The organism is Acinetobacter sp. YH12094 (assembly GCF_013419295.1).
GTDB classification, from domain to species: domain Bacteria; phylum Pseudomonadota; class Gammaproteobacteria; order Pseudomonadales; family Moraxellaceae; genus Acinetobacter; species Acinetobacter amyesii.
Genome location: NZ_VPAK01000010.1, coordinates 92,188 through 111,207, shown reverse-complemented (window position 1 = coordinate 111,207; position 19,020 = coordinate 92,188). Strand labels below are relative to the sequence as shown.

General features: G+C 41.2%; 17 protein-coding genes and 2 pseudogenes. 12 read left to right on the top strand and 7 right to left on the bottom strand.

From position 1 onward, the window contains the following. Position 1 precedes the first annotated feature (1 nt). Positions 2-668 (top strand): annotated as a pseudogene (locus tag FTU34_RS09625) (glutathione S-transferase family protein). Positions 669-702: 34 nt separating this feature from the next. Here the strand turns inward: FTU34_RS09625 and FTU34_RS09620 are convergent. Further along, positions 703-1,896, bottom strand: a complete 1,194-nt coding sequence (locus FTU34_RS09620) for a GGDEF domain-containing protein (protein ID WP_180035421.1) — start codon at positions 1,894-1,896, stop codon at positions 703-705. A 254-nt stretch (positions 1,897-2,150) separates the two neighbouring features. Between FTU34_RS09620 and FTU34_RS09615 the strand changes: the two genes are divergently transcribed. Then, the gene (locus FTU34_RS09615) at positions 2,151-2,720 is read left to right on the top strand and encodes an FMN-dependent NADH-azoreductase (RefSeq protein WP_078190588.1); all 570 of its coding nucleotides are present in this window, start codon (positions 2,151-2,153) and stop codon (positions 2,718-2,720) included. A gap of 85 nt (positions 2,721-2,805) precedes the next feature. Here the strand turns inward: FTU34_RS09615 and FTU34_RS09610 are convergent, their stop codons facing one another. Continuing rightward, positions 2,806-3,717 (bottom strand): alpha/beta hydrolase, encoded by a 912-nt coding sequence (locus FTU34_RS09610; protein WP_078190587.1) that lies wholly within the window; start codon positions 3,715-3,717, stop codon positions 2,806-2,808. Positions 3,718-3,872: 155 nt separating this feature from the next. On the opposite strand from FTU34_RS09610, the gene FTU34_RS09605 reads away from it, so the two are divergent. After that, positions 3,873-4,310: a DUF2147 domain-containing protein gene (locus tag FTU34_RS09605; protein ID WP_078193227.1), complete on the top strand. Its 438-nt coding sequence runs from the start codon at positions 3,873-3,875 to the stop codon at positions 4,308-4,310. 103 nt (positions 4,311-4,413) lie between these two features. Here FTU34_RS09605 and FTU34_RS09600 read toward each other — a convergent pair whose 3' ends face one another. Next, entirely contained in the window at positions 4,414-4,761 is a 348-nt protein-coding gene (locus FTU34_RS09600) for a Spx/MgsR family RNA polymerase-binding regulatory protein (RefSeq protein ID WP_180035422.1), read from the bottom strand. Between the two features lie 628 nt (positions 4,762-5,389). Continuing rightward, positions 5,390-6,208 carry an exodeoxyribonuclease III gene (locus FTU34_RS09595; protein ID WP_078193225.1) on the bottom strand — a complete coding sequence of 273 codons (819 nt, stop codon included), beginning with the start codon at positions 6,206-6,208 and terminating at the stop codon, positions 5,390-5,392. A 40-nt stretch (positions 6,209-6,248) separates the two neighbouring features. Between FTU34_RS09595 and pyrE the strand changes: the two genes are divergently transcribed. Beyond that, positions 6,249-6,899, top strand: coding sequence for an orotate phosphoribosyltransferase (pyrE, locus tag FTU34_RS09590; RefSeq protein ID WP_078190583.1), 651 nt, complete (start codon positions 6,249-6,251; stop codon positions 6,897-6,899). 332 nt (positions 6,900-7,231) lie between these two features. Here the strand turns inward: pyrE and FTU34_RS09585 are convergent, their stop codons facing one another. After that, complete coding sequence (locus tag FTU34_RS09585) at positions 7,232-8,143, bottom strand: LysR family transcriptional regulator (protein WP_078194112.1); 912 nt, start codon at positions 8,141-8,143, stop codon at positions 7,232-7,234. 98 nt (positions 8,144-8,241) lie between these two features. Here FTU34_RS09585 and FTU34_RS09580 point away from each other — a divergent pair, with 98 nt between their 5' ends. Both FTU34_RS09580 and FTU34_RS09575 read left to right on the top strand, forming a co-directional pair. Then, entirely contained in the window at positions 8,242-8,850 is a 609-nt protein-coding gene (locus FTU34_RS09580; protein WP_180035423.1) for an FMN-dependent NADH-azoreductase, read from the top strand. A gap of 180 nt (positions 8,851-9,030) precedes the next feature. After that, positions 9,031-10,364 (top strand): annotated as a pseudogene (locus FTU34_RS09575) (ISNCY family transposase). 37 nt (positions 10,365-10,401) lie between these two features. Here the strand turns inward: FTU34_RS09575 and FTU34_RS09570 are convergent. Both FTU34_RS09570 and FTU34_RS09565 read right to left on the bottom strand, forming a co-directional pair. Continuing rightward, positions 10,402-10,605, bottom strand: coding sequence for a DUF3565 domain-containing protein (locus FTU34_RS09570; protein WP_180035424.1), 204 nt, complete (start codon positions 10,603-10,605; stop codon positions 10,402-10,404). A 126-nt stretch (positions 10,606-10,731) separates the two neighbouring features. After that, on the bottom strand, positions 10,732-11,634 hold the full coding sequence (locus FTU34_RS09565) for a sensor domain-containing diguanylate cyclase (protein ID WP_180035425.1): 903 nt from the start codon (positions 11,632-11,634) through the stop codon (positions 10,732-10,734). 326 nt (positions 11,635-11,960) lie between these two features. Here FTU34_RS09565 and gshB point away from each other — a divergent pair, with 326 nt between their 5' ends. From gshB to ftsA, 6 genes are all read left to right on the top strand, one after another. After that, entirely contained in the window at positions 11,961-12,905 is a 945-nt protein-coding gene (gshB, locus tag FTU34_RS09560; RefSeq protein WP_078190578.1) for a glutathione synthase, read from the top strand. A gap of 302 nt (positions 12,906-13,207) precedes the next feature. Next, positions 13,208-14,305 carry an undecaprenyldiphospho-muramoylpentapeptide beta-N-acetylglucosaminyltransferase gene (gene murG / locus FTU34_RS09555; protein WP_180035426.1) on the top strand — a complete coding sequence of 366 codons (1,098 nt, stop codon included), beginning with the start codon at positions 13,208-13,210 and terminating at the stop codon, positions 14,303-14,305. Positions 14,306-14,319: 14 nt separating this feature from the next. Beyond that, on the top strand, positions 14,320-15,768 hold the full coding sequence (gene murC, locus FTU34_RS09550) for a UDP-N-acetylmuramate--L-alanine ligase (RefSeq protein ID WP_078190576.1): 1,449 nt from the start codon (positions 14,320-14,322) through the stop codon (positions 15,766-15,768). A 59-nt stretch (positions 15,769-15,827) separates the two neighbouring features. Continuing rightward, on the top strand, positions 15,828-16,757 hold the full coding sequence (locus tag FTU34_RS09545; RefSeq protein ID WP_180035427.1) for a D-alanine--D-alanine ligase: 930 nt from the start codon (positions 15,828-15,830) through the stop codon (positions 16,755-16,757). A gap of 3 nt (positions 16,758-16,760) precedes the next feature. Beyond that, complete coding sequence (locus tag FTU34_RS09540; RefSeq protein WP_078193218.1) at positions 16,761-17,615, top strand: cell division protein FtsQ/DivIB; 855 nt, start codon at positions 16,761-16,763, stop codon at positions 17,613-17,615. 68 nt (positions 17,616-17,683) lie between these two features. Then, on the top strand, positions 17,684-18,946 hold the full coding sequence (ftsA, locus tag FTU34_RS09535) for a cell division protein FtsA (protein ID WP_111884462.1): 1,263 nt from the start codon (positions 17,684-17,686) through the stop codon (positions 18,944-18,946). The last annotated feature ends 74 nt before the right edge of the window (positions 18,947-19,020 follow it).

Here is a 19,020-nt window from a genome sequence, read left to right as displayed (position 1 = left end):
AATGATGCAATTATATATTGCCAATAAAAACTATTCGACGTGGTCTATGCGACCGTGGTTGGTGTTACACGCGTTTAATTTACCCTTTCAAGAGATCTTGATTCCTTTTTCTGAAGAAGCAGATGGCGGAGCATTCAAGCAGCAAATGTTAGCCCTACATGCCAATGGTAAAGTGCCCCTACTGCAACATGACGGTGTGATGATTTGGGACTCATTGGCAATTTGTGAATATTTGGCAGAGCAGTTTCAAGATCTTCCACTGTGGCCTAAAGATCCCGCGCAACGCGCATGGGCACGTAGTATTTGCGCGGAAATGCACAGTAGTTTTATGCAATTGCGTAGCTTATGTAGTATGAATCTGCAGGCGGATTATGGTCGTCATGGTCAGAGATTATGGTCTGAACATGCCGAATTGCGTGCTGAAGTGACTCGAATCGAGCAGATTTGGTCGAGTCGTCCTGCGGTGGATGGCTTTCTATGCGGTGAATTTAGTATTGCCGATGCATTTTTTGCACCCGTGGTGACGTTTACAGACCTTCCAGCTACCTGTGAGTGACAACACACAGCGTTATATGCAAAAGATTTTGCAGCATCCTTCTGTGGTGGCATGGATCACGGCTGCTCAACTGGAACAGCCAGTCCGTCGTATGGAACAGTATCCACGTTAAAAGCTTAATGCCGCATCTGAGCTATATAAAAGTTTTAAACCAAATGGCTAAAGCTTTGTTGTTCGGTGTAGGCCATGACCATGTTACGACCACCAGCTTTAGCTGCATATAGCGCCTGATCAGCATGGGTCAGCAATTGTTGCGGTACCAATTCAGGCGTAGAAATTGCAATGCCAAAACTAGCTGTCACATGAATTGACTGACCGTCATGCCCCCAAATTTCAAGCTGTTCAATGGCTTTTCGACAGCGCTCTGCAATGAAAATCGCTTGTTCTAAGTTAGAATTTTTTAACACCAAAATAAACTCTTCCCCGCCAAAACGCCCAACTACATCACTACCGCGTAAATGTTGGTTTAATACTTGGCTGACGAGAATCAAGGTTTCATCGCCTTTATCGTGTCCATATTCATCATTGATACGTTTGAAATGGTCTAAGTCCAACAAGACCAGTGCATATGTATCTGTTTTAGCACTATCGAGCTGTTCCAAACACTGATTGATACTGCGTCGATTAAATAAATTGGTCAGTGGGTCGACTTGACTGAGTTTTTGAATCAAATGCTCACGGTGACGCCATTGGCTCAGTAAGATTTCAAATAAAGCCAGACAGGTTAATAAAATAGGAACAATGAAAAAGATCATTGAGAAGAGCCAAAAACTATTTTGATAGCCATAGGTATGAGGTTGAAAAATCGGGGCATAGGGAATAATGCCGCGAATACTTAAATACATGCAAATAGATAAAAAAATCGTGGCTGGAATCAGCATGCTATAGACGATTTTTCGTGTAAATAGCACCAATCCAACGGTCACTAGGCTCACGTAGGAGATCATGGTGGCTGGGCTCATGACACCAATTAAATAACCATCACGACATAAAGAAATGACGAATAAACCGACTGAAAGATAAGGTAAAACAAGCTGAATTTTTGGGTTTTCTTTTCCAGCATAGCAAGGCCAAATCAATAGCACCATTAAGCTAAAAAAGACGATATTAGTCCATAATTGAGAATGGATTAGATCAAGGTTAACCCACTGCCAAAGTTCTGGCGTGACATAAACATAAAATTTCCAAATGATCCAAAGCAGATGAATGGCTGAGCCAAGCATCAGCATGAGCATACACTTTTTCAGGATGCTCCAATTCATGACCACTTCATCTTCCAGTAAATACTGGGCGATTCTATTGCGAAGGATCATGTCACGTATGCTTGATTTCACCGTCATCCTGTGTCATTGCCCTGTTCGAGTTATCAGTTTTTTTCTTAAAGTTTATATAGATATCATTTTATAGGCTTACATTAGCATGAAAATTTACACTTGATAACGGTCAAGAACCGCTCAGTAATTTTAAATTTTTTACGAGTTTAAAAAGATTGTTCTAAAAATAAAACATAGTGTCATAAGGATCAGGATTATTCTATTTATGAAAAGTGATTACACTAGGCTCAAGTTAATAACAACAGCTTTAGGTTTTAGTCATGAAAATTTTGCATATTGATTCAAGCATCATGGGCGACGCTTCAGTTTCGCGTCAACTCAGCGCTGAAATTGTACAACAGCTACAGCAAAAACATGGGGATGCGGCACAGGTTCAACATCTCGATTTAGCTGTACAGCAGATTCCACATCTCAGCAGTGAAATTTTGATGGGTCAAAATGCAGAACAATCGGCTTTAGGCGAGCAACTGTTACAACAGTATTTAGATGCCGATGTGGTTGTGGTTGGTGCTGCTATGTATAACTTCGGTTTGCCATCAACTTTGAAAGCATGGATTGACCGTATCAGTGTTGCAGGTCGTACCTTTAAATATACAGAACAAGGTCCAGTGGGTTTGGCAGGTGACAAAAAAGTCTATATTGCCAGCAGTCGTGGCGGTGTGTATGGCGATAACAGCCCTGTAGATTATCAAGAAGGTTTATTAAAAGCCGTGTTTAATTTCACAGGTGTCAGCGATATTGATGTGATTCGTGCCGAAGGAGTTAATATGGGACCTGATATGAAAGCACAAGCAATGGCGACAGCTCAGGCTCAAATTCAAGCCATTTAATGGATTAACATTTCCCTCTTAGGTCAGCACATGCTGACCTTTTTTATGGTGACTTTGATCCATTTCAGGGATTATTTTTCAGCGATTAATCCTGATCCAGTCGATGTGCAAAATCGGCTAAATCACTTAGCGCACGCTGTCCTTCTTCAAACCATGGGCTAAACATTTGGAAGTTATGCCACATGCCAGTGTATAACTTGAATTCGACATCTAGGCCGGCTTCTTCTGCTTTGACTTTAAAGCGCTGCGCATCATCCAATAAAATTTCTTTAGAACCCACTTGAATATGAATCGGAGGCAGTCCTTTGAGTTCGGCAAAAAAAGGCGAGACCAATGGATCAGCTCGATCGACCGAGCGGGGTACATAATAATCAATGCCTGTTTCGAGGGCTTCTATGCTTAACAGCGCATCGTGCTTACGGTTATAACGCAAAGACTCACTACTCAGCGTCAAGTCTAAAAACGGTGACATCAACACCAAACCACTGACTTGTGGAAGTTGTTCCTGTTGAATTTTAAGGGCTAAGGCGAGCGCCAAGTTTGCACCACAAGAGTCGCCTGACAAAATAATATCTTTGGCTTGAACCCCTTGATCTAATAACACCGCATACACATCAAAAAGGGCATCGAGTGCTTCAGGAAACTGCGCTTCTGGGGATAAAGGATAATCCAAATGTAACACTTGCATTTGCGTGCGTGCGGCAACTTGGGTCAGAAACGCCCGATGCGTGTTCATCGAACCCAAGAAAAATGCGCCCCCATGAATATGAAAAATGAGTTGGGTCGATGCCTGTTGCGGCTTGATTTCTTCGGCTTTTAAGCCAGCTAAGCGAATTGGACGAATTTGTACATCCGGGTTTTGGGGAAATGCACGACACATTTGTTCCAAAGCAAAACGTAAAGTATTGGGCGGTAAATTGAACTGGCTCGGCCCACGAATTGTGGTTTTTAAAATGCTTTCTGTAATCAGTTGTTTCGTCAGTGGCGATATCTTCATTGTCTTTCCATCTTTTTCTATTTTTGGAATCGTGTGAGCATATTTACCAACACAAATTACAAGGTTACACTAAACGGTCACATACAAAAATTGATAAATTGTTGTGACTTTTGGATACTAATGTCGTCTATATCAGACCAGGGAAATAAACAAAAATGAAAAAAATTGCACTAGCATTAGGATTGATGAGTTTAGCCGCATTTGCAAATGCTGCAGATCCGCTAAATGGTACAACTTGGAAAACCATTGATGATAAAACCAAGCAACCAAAAGCGATTGTAAAATTCACCGAGCAAAAAAATGGTACGCTTTCTGCGAGCATTCAGTCAGTTTTGACACCAGGTGAAGAGAACGCTTGTAAAAAATGTGAAGGCCCATATCACAATAAATCATTAAAAGGCTTACGTATTGTGACAGGTCTTAAAAATGTAGGTGGTACAAGCTATGAAGATGGTTCAATTTTGGATCCTCAATCAGGTAAAACTTACAAGTTAAAAGGTCAATTGGCTGATGGTGGCAAAAAACTAGAGCTTCGCGGCTTTATTGGCGTTGCTGCTTTAGGTCGTAATCAAACATGGATTCGTGCCAACTAATTTGACATGATTCAAACAAAAAAAGCCTGACAATGTCAGGCTTTTTTATAGCCTATTTTCAGCCACAATTGAACTAGAGCCGTGCATGAGTGTGATAAAAAATTTATTTCAATGCACGGTAAGCGCTTTCATCAAAGCCAACCAATAAATCGCTACCTGTATCGAGTACAGGACGTTTAATCATGCTGCTATGCGCTGTTAAACACTGAATCAAATTTTCTTCACTGGCTAAGGCTGTCTGTTGCTCTTCTTCACTGAGTTTTTTCCATGTGGTGCCTTTTTTGTTGAGAATCACATCAGCACCTTTGGCATCGAGCCATGTTTTTACGGTTTCAGCATCAATCGCTTGTTTTTTATAGTCATGAAATTCGTAGGTCAGGCCTAATTTGTTGAGCAAGTCGAAAGCTTTTTTCATGGTATTACAGTTTTTGATGCCATAAATTTTAAGCATGAACAGGTGTCCTCAATTATTCAAACAATAAGATAAAAATACACTTCAGCATTATCCTACAGGCTAATTCATCAATGCTCAAAGCTCGATCTGGATGTGGATTGAGAAATAAATGTTTTGCTGTAAAAGTCGCATGCTGTAAATATTAGGCATTGTCATCAAAACGACATTTTGGTGTTTTAAAATAGCCTACAGAACAAAACGAATCAGAAAAGAAAGCGCTGCGATAACAAGAAAATTCAGCTTAAGGTTGCACAGTCAAAAGTAGAAAGAAAGCGAGAATAAGAAAATGCTGTGCAGATCGAATTTTTAGCTGTTTTAGTTGGGGGATGTTTTGAGTCTATAGATGTGGGGACTAGATAAGAGAAAACCCGCATTTAATCATCCTGATCATGCGGGTCTCAATCCAACGTCCATTGTCACATCCTTGAAAACAAGCTAAATCATTTAGTTTGTTTTTATACTTCCTTCGGCGTCCAATCCTTTTATGTCATCCTGACATGTCCCTTTGCCGTGCGACCATAATGCTATGTTCAAGTTATGAGATAAATCCACAAATTCGTCATGTAATGTGAGAAATAAGCTCTAATTGAGTAAACAATCGTTCACTCAATTAATTGTTGGAAGCTTAAATTTTATAATCAATAATGACAGGGGCGTGGTCGCTAAACCATTCATCTTTAAATATCCAAGCATTGACTGTACGTTCTTTCCAGTCTGGTGAACATGCATGGTAGTCGATACGCCAACCCACATTTTTGGCACGCGCTTGTCCTCGGTTAGACCACCAAGAGTAAAGCTCGGCTTCTTTACGTACCTCACGGAAGGTGTCGACATAGCCAAGCTCATCATAAATATGATCGAGCCATGCACGTTCATGTGGTAAGCAGCCTGAAGCCTTTTGGTTCCCAGACCAATTTTTAATATCAATACGTTTGTGTACGATGTTGTAGTCACCGCAAACAATCACTGACTTATTTTCAGCACGCCATTGCTTCAAAATTTGTTGATATTCGCCTAAAAATAGGTCTTTGCGCGCCTGAGCTTCTTCACCCGATGAACCAGAAGGCAGGTAGAGCGAGCAAATATGTGCAGTTTGTCCAAGTCCTAAATCGAACTCAGCAGAAATAAAGCGGCCTTGAGTGTCTGCCAATTCAAAACCTAAACCATCTGTCACTGAAACAAAAGGTAGGCGGCTATAAATCGCAGTACCGGCATAGCCTGGGCGTTCTGCAGGGAAAAGGTGTGTAAACCAACCTTCGGGTTTAAATTTATCGGTCCATTGTTCATGGGTAATGCGGCTTTCTTGCATGCAGATGACATCGGCATCTGAAGTTGCCATCCAGTCAAAAATACCTTTTTTTTCAGCGGAACGCAGACCATTCACATTAATTGAAACGACACGTAAAATTTTTTGATCACTTGGATAGCTACTCTTTGGTATCATGCTCAGGTTTAACCTCAAACTTAAAAAAATGGAGCACCTCATGACAGCGCAAGCGGCATTTAATCCACAAGCTTTTATCGAACTGGCATTATCACGTGGTGTGCTTAAATTTGGTGAGTTTACTTTAAAATCGGGTCGTGTGAGTCCTTATTTTTTTAATGCAGGTCTACTGAACGATGGTGAAGCCTTATCATTATTGGCTTCTGGCTATGCAGCTAAATTAACAGAATGCGATAATGTGGAAGTAGTCTTTGGCCCAGCTTATAAAGGTATTCCATTTGTAGCAGCTACGGCTGTCGCACTGTCACAAAACCATGGTGTGAGCGTACCTTGGGGCTTTAACCGTAAAGAAGCGAAAGACCATGGCGAAGGCGGTGTATTGGTTGGTGCGTCTGTTGAAGGTAAAAAAGTCTGGATCATTGATGATGTGATCACTGCGGGTACAGCGATTCGTGAAGTAGTGACTATTCTGAAAAATGCCGGTGCACAAATTGCGGGCGTATTGGTGGCGCTAGACCGTCAAGAAAAAGGTCAGGGCGATTTGTCTGCGATTCAAGAAGTACAAAAAGAGTTAGAAATTCCTGTACATGCTTTAATCACTATGAAAGATTTAATGACTTTCTTAGAGGCTAAAGGTGAAACTGAAGCTTTAGCGAAAATGGAAGCGTACCGTGTGAAGTATGGGATCTAAGATTTTTTAGATTTTAAGGTTGTTAAAAAGGAAGCGGAAGCTTCCTTTTTTTGTGTAGTTTTGAGATTAGGAATGTTGAATTTAGCTAATCAAAAATGTGGAACAATTGATTGGTTGGTAGTAAAGAAACGTGAAAAATCATTAAAAAAGCCCAACCGGAGATGATGGGTTTTTTCTCTATTGTATAACACTATGATTTATAATAAATAAAAATAGAATTTCGTATAACGTGTATTATGTTAATTTTAGGAAAGCTTAATAAATCCGTGTTTAAAAATTAAACTAGAAAGATTTTGTATTACTATCAATTTAGAATTTTTCTCTTATAAATCTTATTTAATGACGCTATCTTTTTGTATTGATGAAGCTATTTTATCAATGGTAGTACGAACACGTATTGGTAAGAAATTTGATCTTTTCCATACAATTTGAATAGGATAGTTAGTACTTGAATAGTTAGTAAGTAGGTGTATTAATTGACCACTTTGTATATATTCTTGAATCAACCAGGAAGGTAACCAACCAATTCCTCCATGCATTAGTACATAATCTAATATGCTTTTTATGTCATCCATTTGAACTTTATTTTTTGGCAAATATTTCATAGTTTTATGATGAGAACTTTGAAATATCCACTTTTCAAGCTGCCCATTTTTCAAATATCCAATAGTCTGATGGTTATCTAAATCTTTGATGCTCTCAGGAACCTGGTATCTTTTTAAATATTCAGGTGTGGCACAGAGCCACATTGCATGCTCAGAAATCTTTTTAACCATTAATTGACTATTATCTTCTAAATTACCAATTCTTATCACTAGGTCATAATTATCTTCAATTAAATCAATATAACGATCATTAAAAGAAAGAACCATATTCAAATTTTGATGTTCATCTGCTAAGTCTCTTAATATCGGAACTATGAACTTTTGTCCAAATAATACAGGCATAGAGATACGTATCATTCCCTGAATATTTTGATTATTACTTTCAAATAATGTCTCAGCTATTAATAATTCTTGTACAGCCCGCTGGCTATGTTCATAGAAAATACTACCTTCTTCTGTGAGAGCTAAATGACGTGTATCTCTGTTAAAAAGTACTACTCCGAGCTGTACCTCAAGCTTTGAAATCATCTTACTGACAGCGGAACGAGTCAGATGTAATTTTTCTGATGCTTTAGTAAAACTTCCTTGTTCAACAACACTAATAAATGCCATCAAACTTTTCAGATCATTAACACGCATATTAGTTCCAATTGGGAATCAATGAGTTGATTTATTATCACTTTTGTATCCAATTTATCAATGATAATCTAATTAAAATTCATATTAGGAACCTTACTATGAACAGAATTTTAGTTATCAAATCTAGTTTTATGCAGGAAAAATCTCTAAGTAATCAGCTCATTAATAAATATTTATATAGACGTAAGCAAAGTGGTTATATTGACCAAATAATTGAACATGATCTAGGAGCTATGAACTTACCAGTATTAAACTTAGAGATATTTAATGCCTTACGTGGAGAGGCGAATGAAAAACCTGAGGTAAAAGCAGCAGTAGCTCTCTCTGATCAATTTATTCAAGAGCTGAAAGATTGTGATCTATTATTGATTGCAGCACCAATGTATAACTTAAATGTACCAACCCAATTAAAAAACTGGTTCGACTTAATTGCACGAGCACGAGTAACTTTTCAATATACAGAAACCGCACCCGTAGGATTAATTAAAGGTGTTAAATCAATTATCTTTAGTTCACGTGGTGGTTTTCATCAAGATCTTCCAACAGATGCTGTTACAACATATTTAATAGCAGTATTAGGATTAATTGGTATTGATAAGGTAGATTTTATATATGCTGAAGGCACTGATATTAAACCATTAGGGAAATCTAAAGCACTTGAATTAGCTTCACAGCAAATTGCTTTACAAACGAACGTAGGATTGTAAGTATATTCTTCCTTATGGCAATGAAATTATAATTTTCTATTGTTCTAAGGTTCCTATTTAACATAATGGCGATTATACGAAACGAGAGTGTTAGAACCCATTTAAAGTGTCTATATTCTCACCAATAAAAATGTCTAGTTTATGATGGTTTTTATCACCATGGACTGGATATAAATATAGATGCTGATCACTATGTCTGACAAAGAAATTCAACGGCTTGCAGTTCTGCAAGACGTTCGAGATCATCGTATTACCCAGGTCCGTGCTGCTGAAATCCTAAATCTTTCCACCCGTCAAATTACCCGGTTATTGCAGAAGCTCAATCAAGATGGTGTCTCAGGTATGGCACATGCCAGTCGTGGTCAACCTGGCCATCGTCGCTATGATGACTTGTTAAAATCAAAGTGCCTTTCCATTATTGCTGAACATTTACTGGGCTTTGGACCCACCTTGGCGCATGAGAAGCTCAGCAGCATGTTTGACCTGAATATCCCGGTAGAAACGCTTCGGCGCTGGATGACGCCAATGACCTGTGGATTCCGCGATCCAAGCGCCTGAAGCGTCCATATCAGCCACGTTATAACCGGGATTGCTTCGGTGAACTGATCCAAATTGATGGCTCATATCATGACTGGTTTGAAGGTCGAGCTGCAAAATGCTGCTTGTTGGTTTATATCGATGATGCCACTGGAAAGCTGTTGCATCTGCGCTTTTGTGAGGCTGAAACGACCTTTGACTACATGCTTTCAACCCGAGCCTACATTGAACAATACGGCAAACCTCTAGCCTTTTATAGTGACAAGCATTCGGTATTCAGAGTTAATCAGAAATCCAGGCAAGACAGCCAGATTACGCAATTTGGGCGGATTCTGAATAATTTGAACATCGATATTATCTTTGCCAACTCACCCCAAGCCAAAGGTCGTGTGGAACGTGCCAACAGAACCCTTCAGGACCGTCTGATCAAGGAGATGCGCCTGGAAGGCATCGGTTCGATTGCAGAGGCCAATATATGGTTACCCTGCTTTATTGAGCAGTTCAATCAGAAGTTCGCCAAATGTGCGCGAAACTCAAAGAACCTGCATCGGCCATTAACCGAATCTGATCTTGAACTGGATGATATTTTTACCTGGCAGGAACCGCGTAAGGTCACCAAGAATCTGACCCTGACCTATGACAAGTGTATTTATATACTTGAACCGACAGAGCTGAATCATAAGCTTGTTGGGCAATACATTTCATTTCTGGAGTACCCGGATGGTACTGTGGCAATCATGCATGAAGGACGGAAGATCAACTATAGCGTCTTCAATAAACTGGCTGGACTACAGCAGAATGATGTGGTTGAGAATAAAAGATTAGGTTCGGTCCTGGCCCATATCCAGCAGCAACATGAGGAATTGGAGAAACAGAATAAACGTTCCCGTCTCAAGAAAAGTATGCCGAGTCGTAAAGCTCAGAAAGTTGTTATTGAACAAAGAAATTTAAATCCTGTGCTTGACTCTTGTAGTTAAAAACAGGACATTTTAAATGGTTTATCGCATAGACATTTTAATTGGGGAATAATATCTCTTCATCACACTTCTTACATTCCAACATCACCCCTAACTTTTCATTCCGTCCTTGCTCCGTCAAAACCCAAGGACGGTTTTGCCAAGGCGGATCATGCCGGACATGCTGTGTATGGCCACAAGCTAAAATGGCATACCAATGATTTTCATCATCCAAGGCAAAATCAACAATGGCTTGCTGCATATCAAACACCTATCTAAATTAAAATGATGCTGAAAAAGGGAAAAGAGTTCATCTTGAACAATTACAACGGTTTGAATATCAAATTGCAAAATAGACTGTGAAATTTGGTTTATTTCTGCCGCACGCTTAGGCCGCGACAATTCTATTTTTCCCGCCATGTTTGGCTTTATACAGCGCTAGATCAGCACGTTTAATTGTATCTTCGTAGGTGCAATCTTCAGGCATGATGGTTGTCACTCCTATGCTCACGGTGACATGCGCGTTATCTATTGAAAACCGACTTAATTCTTTTCTGGAATGTTCATGAATCCGTTTTGCAAACTGGATGGCCTGCTCGCAGCCCGTGTTGGGCAAGGCGACCACAAACTCATCTCCACCTAAGTGGCAGGCGCAATCGGTCTTACGCAGCGTTAAACGAAGAATATTTGCGACTGCTCGGATTGCCTCATCACCAACATGATGGCCTTTGCTGTCGTTGATCTTTTTGAGGTTATCAAGATCGAACATCAAGATCGAGGTCTGTATGGAATGCCGTAGGTATGACTCATAATGTAATGCTAAGTCATGCTCTAATTTTCTTCGGTTGAAAAGACCGGTTAACTGATCTGTATGGCTGAGTTCTTTCAGCTTGATTTCCAGGTTGTGACGCGCTGAAATATTACTTGCGACCCAAAGTACAACGTCTTCTTCATCTACCGAAAAACTGAGAGCTTGGATGCGCACCTCAAACCAAATGGACTCTTCAGGACCATAATCGGGCAGACCTTTTACATCCCTATTGCTCAATTCGTACTCTTCGATGAGTAGATTTCCTGACGCTAGAGCTTGGTCGATCAGTTGCATAAACAAGTTGGCTTTATCTGGCTTGATCACATCTGAAATATAGGTACCAACAAGACCGGAACCATTGTGATAATAACGATTATCGCGCCCGCCAAAAACTGCAACGTATTTTCCACTACGTGATATGACAAATGCAGGGTCTGGTAAAGCATCAAGAATGATAGCCATCTGCTCAATGTTGATCATCAATGAATTCTATTTTTTTATTTACAATAATTAACACAATAGCTAAAAAAATAAAAAGCACGTGTTTTTTCACCAAAAATAGTGATGGGCGAGATGTAGATGTGATGAATATCTGTCTCAATTGCTTGGCGTCGATTTACACAGGCCTAACGCCATAATGCTTTCATGGCTTATTTCCATTATTGAGATAAAGCCGATGATAGAAATGTTTTGAATTATCGCCTGCATCACACGAATCCATACATACACATGCAAAATCAGAATAAACAAAAGAAAAATCTCGGCTATACTCGTTCATAAATTGATAATGAACAGAGCACTGAATAATGCGTGTACTTGTTGTGATGGATCCCATCGAAAATGTAAACCTAAAAAAAGATACCTCAATGGCGATGCTATGGGCTGCAGCACGTCGTGGACATGAGCTAGGCTATGCATTACAGCAAGATTTATATATCGATCAAGGCAAAGCCTTTGGTTTGATTTCACCGCTAAAAGTTTTTGAAGACTACAACCACTATTACGAACTCGGCGAAAAACAAAAAGAATCAATTGCAGCTTATGACGTGGTTTTGATGCGTAAAGATCCGCCGTTTGATATGAACTTTGTCTACACCACCTATATTTTGGAACAGGCTGAACGCGAAGGCGCATGGATTATTAACAAGCCACAAAGCCTACGTGACTGCAATGAAAAATTGTTCGCGACGCAATTCCCTGAACTTCAAGTACCGACCTTGGTGACTTCACAGCAAAGTCTGATTCGTGAATTTTTACAAGAACATGGCGATGTGATCGTGAAACCATTAGATGGCATGGGCGGTATGGGCATTTTCCGTTTATACCAAGATGGCGTTAATATTGGTTCAACCATTGAAATCCTGACCAATAACGGCACACAGCCGATTATGGCGCAGCGTTACATCCCAGAAATTGTGGATGGCGACAAGCGCATCTTGATGATCAATGGCGAACCCGTACCGTATTGTTTGGCGCGTATTCCGCAAAATGGCGAAGTGCGTGGCAACTTGGCGGCAGGTGGTTTGGGCGAGGCGCGTCCATTGACCGAAAATGATAAAGCCATTGCAGCCAAAGTTGGGCCATTCCTTCGTGAAAAAGGGTTAGTGTTTGTTGGTCTGGATGTGATTGGTAATTACGTGACTGAAATTAATGTCACCAGTCCAACCTGCGTACGTGAAATTGATGCGCAATTTGGCACCTCGATTGCCGATGATTTATTTGATGTCCTTGAGGCAGGTTTAAAAGCTTAATTTTGCACTAGATTTAAAAGAGTCCTCCACGGGCTCTTTTTTTGTCCTGCGCTAAGGGGAGGGGAGCTTAAAAAGCAAAAAACTGTAAGTGAATGCAATTAAAGTGAAAAATTGTCTGATTTTTTTTCAATTCTCATAGATTAATAATAAAACTAGTTTAAACTTTTAAAATAGTAGAAAAAAACAATCATACGCCTGTTGAAAAAAAGTAAATTACCTTTCACGGTCATGCGTTTGTGATTACAATTGTTTGCTTAAAATCGAATATCATTAGCCTCTTTTTAGAATTGAAGAATTAGACAGTGACCGAAGTAACGCAAGTAAAGCCGAAACATGTCATGATGATGGCTGCCGGAACCGGTGGTCACGTCTTTCCAGCGCTCGCTGTTGCCAAAGAGTTGCAACAACAAGGCTGTGAAGTTTCTTGGCTCGCAACGCCAACAGGCATGGAAAATCGCCTGCTTAAAAATCATAATATTCCAATTTATCAAATTGATATCCAAGGCGTGCGCGGCAATGGAGTCGTGCGTAAGCTGATGGCACCGTTTAAAATTCTCAAAGCTACATTGAGTGCCATGCGTTATATGAAACAACTCAAAGTCGATGCAGTTGCAGGTTTTGGGGGGTATGTGGCTGGGCCAGGTGGCTTGGCGGCTCGTGCATTGGGCATACCAGTTATTATCCATGAACAAAATGCGGTAGCAGGTTTTACCAATACGCAGTTGTCACGTGTGGCCAAAATTGTCTGTCAGGCATTTCCAAATACCTTTCCAGCACAAGATAAAATCGTGACCACAGGTAATCCTGTACGTAAAGAAATTACAGAAATTTTAAATCCGTCATGGCGTTACCAAGAGCGTGAAAAAGCTGGGTTGCCATTACGGGTATTAATTGTAGGTGGCTCACTGGGCGCACGTGCCTTAAATGAATGTGTGCCGGCTGCTTTGCAGCAATTAGAACAGCCCCTCAGTGTATATCATCAGTGTGGTCAAAATAATGCTGAAAGCACATTGGCTCGTTATGCAAGTGCACCTGAACATATGCAAGTTGAAGTTCAGCCGTTTATTGAAGATATGGCAGCAGCCTATTCTGCAGCGGATTTGATTATCTGCCGTGCTGGTGCGCTAACCGTCACTGAAATTGCGACAGCGGGTGTGGCAGCCGTGTTTGTTCCTCTGCCAAGTGCAGTGGATGACCATCAAACTGCAAATGCCGGATTCTTGGCCAATATCAATGCCGCAAAAATTTGCCCACAAGCGGACATGACCGCAGAAAGTTTAACAGCGTTGTTGAAGCCGCTGATGAATCGCCAACGACTTATGGAAATGGCGGTTAAGGCTCGACAACAGGCACAACCCGATGCGACACAGCACGTGGTTGGTTTAATTCAAGATTTGTAAAATTCGAGTAATCTATGTCTCCATCAACGCCTGCCGATCAAGCGAAAAAGCTCATTAAAGTGCCAGAAATGCGCCGTATTAAACACATCCATTTTATTGGGATTGGTGGTGCGGGCATGTGCGGTATTGCTGAAGTATTGAAAAACCAAGGCTATAAAGTTTCAGGTTCAGATATTAAAGCGTCGAAAACTACGGCTCAGCTTGAAGAAAATGGCATTCAAGTTTTCATTGGTCATGCTGCTGAAAATATTCAAGGCGCCAATGTAATCGTGGTATCAACAGCTATTGATTCTGAAAACCCGGAAGTGAAAGCGGCGATTGAAACCCGTACACCTGTCGTGCGTCGTGCAGAAATGTTGGGTGAATTAATGCGTTACCGTCATGGTATTGCCGTTGCGGGGACGCATGGTAAAACCACGACAACCAGTCTTGTGACATGCATGTTGGCAGAAGAAAATCTGGACCCAACTTATGTCATTGGTGGTTTGTTAAATCGTACTGGTGTGAATGCTGCATTGGGTGCAAGTCGTTATATCGTGGCCGAAGCGGATGAATCAGATGCATCTTTCCTGCATTTACAGCCGATGGCAACGATTGTCACCAATATCGATGCTGACCATATGGATACCTATGGCGGTAGCTTTGATGTATTGAAAGATACCTTCGTACAATTCTTACAGCGTCTTCCATTTTATGGTTTAGCCGTGATGTGTGGTGATGATGCCAACATCCGTGAAATTATGCCGCGTATTGGTCGTCCTGTCGTGACTTATGGTTTCAATGAAGACAATGACATTCGTGCTGTTGATGTGGCTCAAGAAGGCATGCAATCACACTTTACCGTTTTGCGTAAAGACCGTGAGCCGTTACGTTTAACCATTAACTTGCCGGGTCTTCATAATATCTTAAATGCCTTGGCAGCGATTGGTATTGCAACGGATGAAGGTGTTTCTGATGCTGCGATTGCGCGTGCCTTAGAAAGCTTTAGTGGCGTAGGTCGTCGTTTCCAAGTACAAGGCGAATTTGAAGTTGAAGATGGCTTGGTGAAATTGGTCGATGACTATGGTCACCATCCAAAAGAAGTGGAAGCGACCATTAAAGCAGCACGTGCAAGTCATCCAGATCGTCGTTTGGTGATGATGTTCCAGCCACATCGTTTTAGTCGTACGCGTGACTGTTTTGATGACTTCGTCGATGTCTTGTCTCAAGTCGATCAACTGTTGTTATTAGAAGTTTATCCTGCAGGTGAAAAACCAATTGTAGGTGCGGATAGTCGTGCGTTGGCTCGAAGCATTCGTCTACGTGGTGAAGTTGAGCCGATTCTCATCGATCCAGTAGAAGGCAACTTACAAGCAGTAATGAAAAAAGTGTTACAAGCAAATGACTTGTTATTAACACAGGGCGCAGGTAATGTTGGAGCAATCTCAATCGAACTTGCTCAAAACAATCTCTATGTAAAATGATCATCGCTTGGTGATCCAAAGTTTGTTTAGACCGTAGATAAAAGTTTAAGGATATAAACGTGTCAAATGCTTCAAAATTCGGCAAAGTTGCCGTGTTATTAGGTGGGAAATCTGCCGAACGTGAGGTTTCTCTCGATAGTGGTAAAGCTGTACTTGAAGCATTGGTGCGTTCGGGTGTAAATGCCGAAGCATTCGATCCGCAGCAACGCAGTGTGACTGAGTTGGTGGCTTATGACCGTGCATTTATCGTACTTCATGGCCGTGGTGGTGAAGATGGTCAAATTCAGGGTACTTTGGAATGGTTAAACATTCCGTACACTGGAACGGGCGTTCAAGGCTCGGCGATTGGTATGGATAAAGTCAAAACTAAACAAGTTTGGCAAGGTTCAGAACTACCGACAGCACCATATCGTATTGTCAGTAAAGATTCAGATTTACAAGAAATTGTAGATTCAATTGGTTTGCCATTTATCATCAAGCCCGTGCATGAAGGTTCGAGCATTGGTATGAGCAAAGTTGAAAAAATTGAAGACTTTGCAACCGCAATTGCAAAAGCGACCCAGCATGATGCAGTCGTGATGGCTGAAAAATGGATTACCGGACGTGAATTTACCATTGTGATTTTAAATGGTCAGGCATTACCGGTGATTCGTTTAGAACCGCCTGCAGATGTGGCTTTTTATGATTACGAGGCGAAATATAACCGTAACGATGTGCAATATGGTATTCCATGTGGATTGACTGAAGATGAAGAAAAGCGTCTACAAGCTTTATCTTTACGTGCTTTCCAAGCGGTAGGTGCGAGTGGTTGGGGCCGTATTGACGCGATGCAAGATGCAGACGGAAACTTCTGGTTACTTGAGGTAAATACCGTTCCGGGTATGACCAGTCATTCTCTAGTACCAAAAGCAGCCAATGCCGTAGGTTATAGTTTTGATGATCTTTGTGTCGCAATTTTGGAACAAACCCTGACAGGTGCGGCACACTAAATTATGGCTCAACTTCCTGCGTCTATGCGCCGTAAACGTGCAGCAACGACATCGATACATGACAAACCACCGACACGTAAGGAAAAACTTACCAATGTGGGTGGATGGCTGTTGTTGTTTATTGCATGTGTGGTTTTGATTGCCGGAATTTGGGGGCTATATAAAGTCATGACGGATGCACGTGTGGCTGAACTTGATGTGGTGGGTGTGCGGAGCGCCCAAGAAAAACAACAAGTCATATCATACGTTTCACCGATGATGACTGAAAACTATTTTACCTCTGATTTACGTGTCATTCGTGACCGTACTTTAGAAATCTCTTGGGTCGATCGCGTGGTGGTATCGCGTGCATGGCCGAATGCAATTCGTGTACGGGTGATGCCGCGTCAAGCGATTGCACGTTGGGGAACTGGGCGACTGTTAAGCGACAGTGGTGATGTATTTGCCGAATTAACCCCGACCAATCATCAGAATTTACCGTTATTGCATGGGCCGACGAGTCAGTCCAAAATGATGATGCGTCGCTATAATGAAATTAATCAACTATTTATACCTGTTGGCATTCGTTTAAAAGAATTATATTTAACCGAACGAATGACTTGGTTTATGCAGTTTGATTCAGGCTTACGCGTGATTGTCGATCAAGATCAGACCATGAGTAAGTTGCAGCGTTTAAGTTATCTCGCACACAGTGACTTAAAACCTGTTTGGCCACGAATTTCTGCCATCGATTTGCGCTACCGAAATGGTTTAGCGATTCAATGGAAAAACTCTGTGCCAGCAAAGTCGGTAAATGGTCAGTTTGTTGTAACCAGTGATGACATAGGCATTGCGAATGCAGCGCCTGTAAAGCCATAATGATCGGCTTTATAAGTAGAGGCTTTAAGCCATAAATTAAACAAACATGTGAATGGTAGTAGTAAATAATGAATGAAGCTGTTCCCTCGGTTGTTGCGATTGACATTGGGACACACAAAGTTTCAGTTTTGATTGGTAAGGTACACGCGCCAGACAATATCCAAGTGGTAGGGATGGCGACCGCTCGTAACCGCGGCATGAATAAAGGGAAAATTGTCAGTCTCGATAAAGTTGTTACCGCAATTAAAAATGCAGTGCAGGAAGCGGAAGATATGGCGGAATGTCGTGTACATTCTGCGTGGATTTCCATTCCAAGTGCTGAACTAAAAAGTTTTTATGCCTCTGGTCGCACTCCAATTGAAAATAATGACCATGCGATTACCACCAATGAAGTGGTGCGTGCTTTAGAACTGGCTAAAGCCAGTCATTTAACGTCTGACCATTATTTGGTGAGTGCTGTACCTTTAGGTTTTGAACTAGATGATGAACCTGAATGGGTGCTAAACCCGATTCGCATGTCAGCACGGAGTATGACAGGACATTATCATTTGATGATGTTGCCCATCAGCACCATGCAGAATTTGGATCGCGCATTAAAAGGTGCCAATATTGGTGTTGAACGCATGGTCATTTCATCATTAGCAACAGCTGAAGCCAGTTTGCTTAAAGATGAAAAAGAATATGGTGTGTGCTTGGTTGATATTGGTGCTGGTACGACCAACATTGCGGTGTATTTAGATGGTCGCTTGGCGATGACACACACCTTGCAACGTGGCGGTGAGCATGTAACACGTGATATTGCTGCTGTATTGCAAACCACAACAGAAGAAGCTGAACGCATTAAGCTGTTGTATGGTTGTGTTGATCTGAAAGTGGTTAAACCTGAAAGTATGATTCAGTTCCAAGGTATTGATGGTCCACAAACCATTAGCCGTATTGAACTTACCGAAATCATTATTGCGCGCTATGAAGAAATCTTTAATCAAGTGCGTAATGAGTTGGTCGATCATGGTGCGATTCATGGGTTATACCATGGTGTTGTACTCACAGGTGATGCCTGCCAAATTGAAGGGATGGTGACATTTGCGCGTCGGATGTTAGGTGTTTCTGCACATTTAGGTAATCCACCTATGCAAGTGTATGCTGATGATCAACAGCAAGCCGCTTTACGTCGTTCACAATACGCGACTGCCGCAGGTCTGTTAATTTTCAGTCAAAGTGAAACACAAGATACGATCGTTGAGCCAGAAGATACGGAAAAACTTTCAGTATTGAATCGGGTAAAACGTGCATGGTCGGGCTTCAATGACACCTTGAAGTCGATCTTTTAAGTTGAAATATTTGGGAATATTGTTGGGAAGTTGTACGGATTATTGCTTGTACTTGACAAGCTGGAACTTGGACA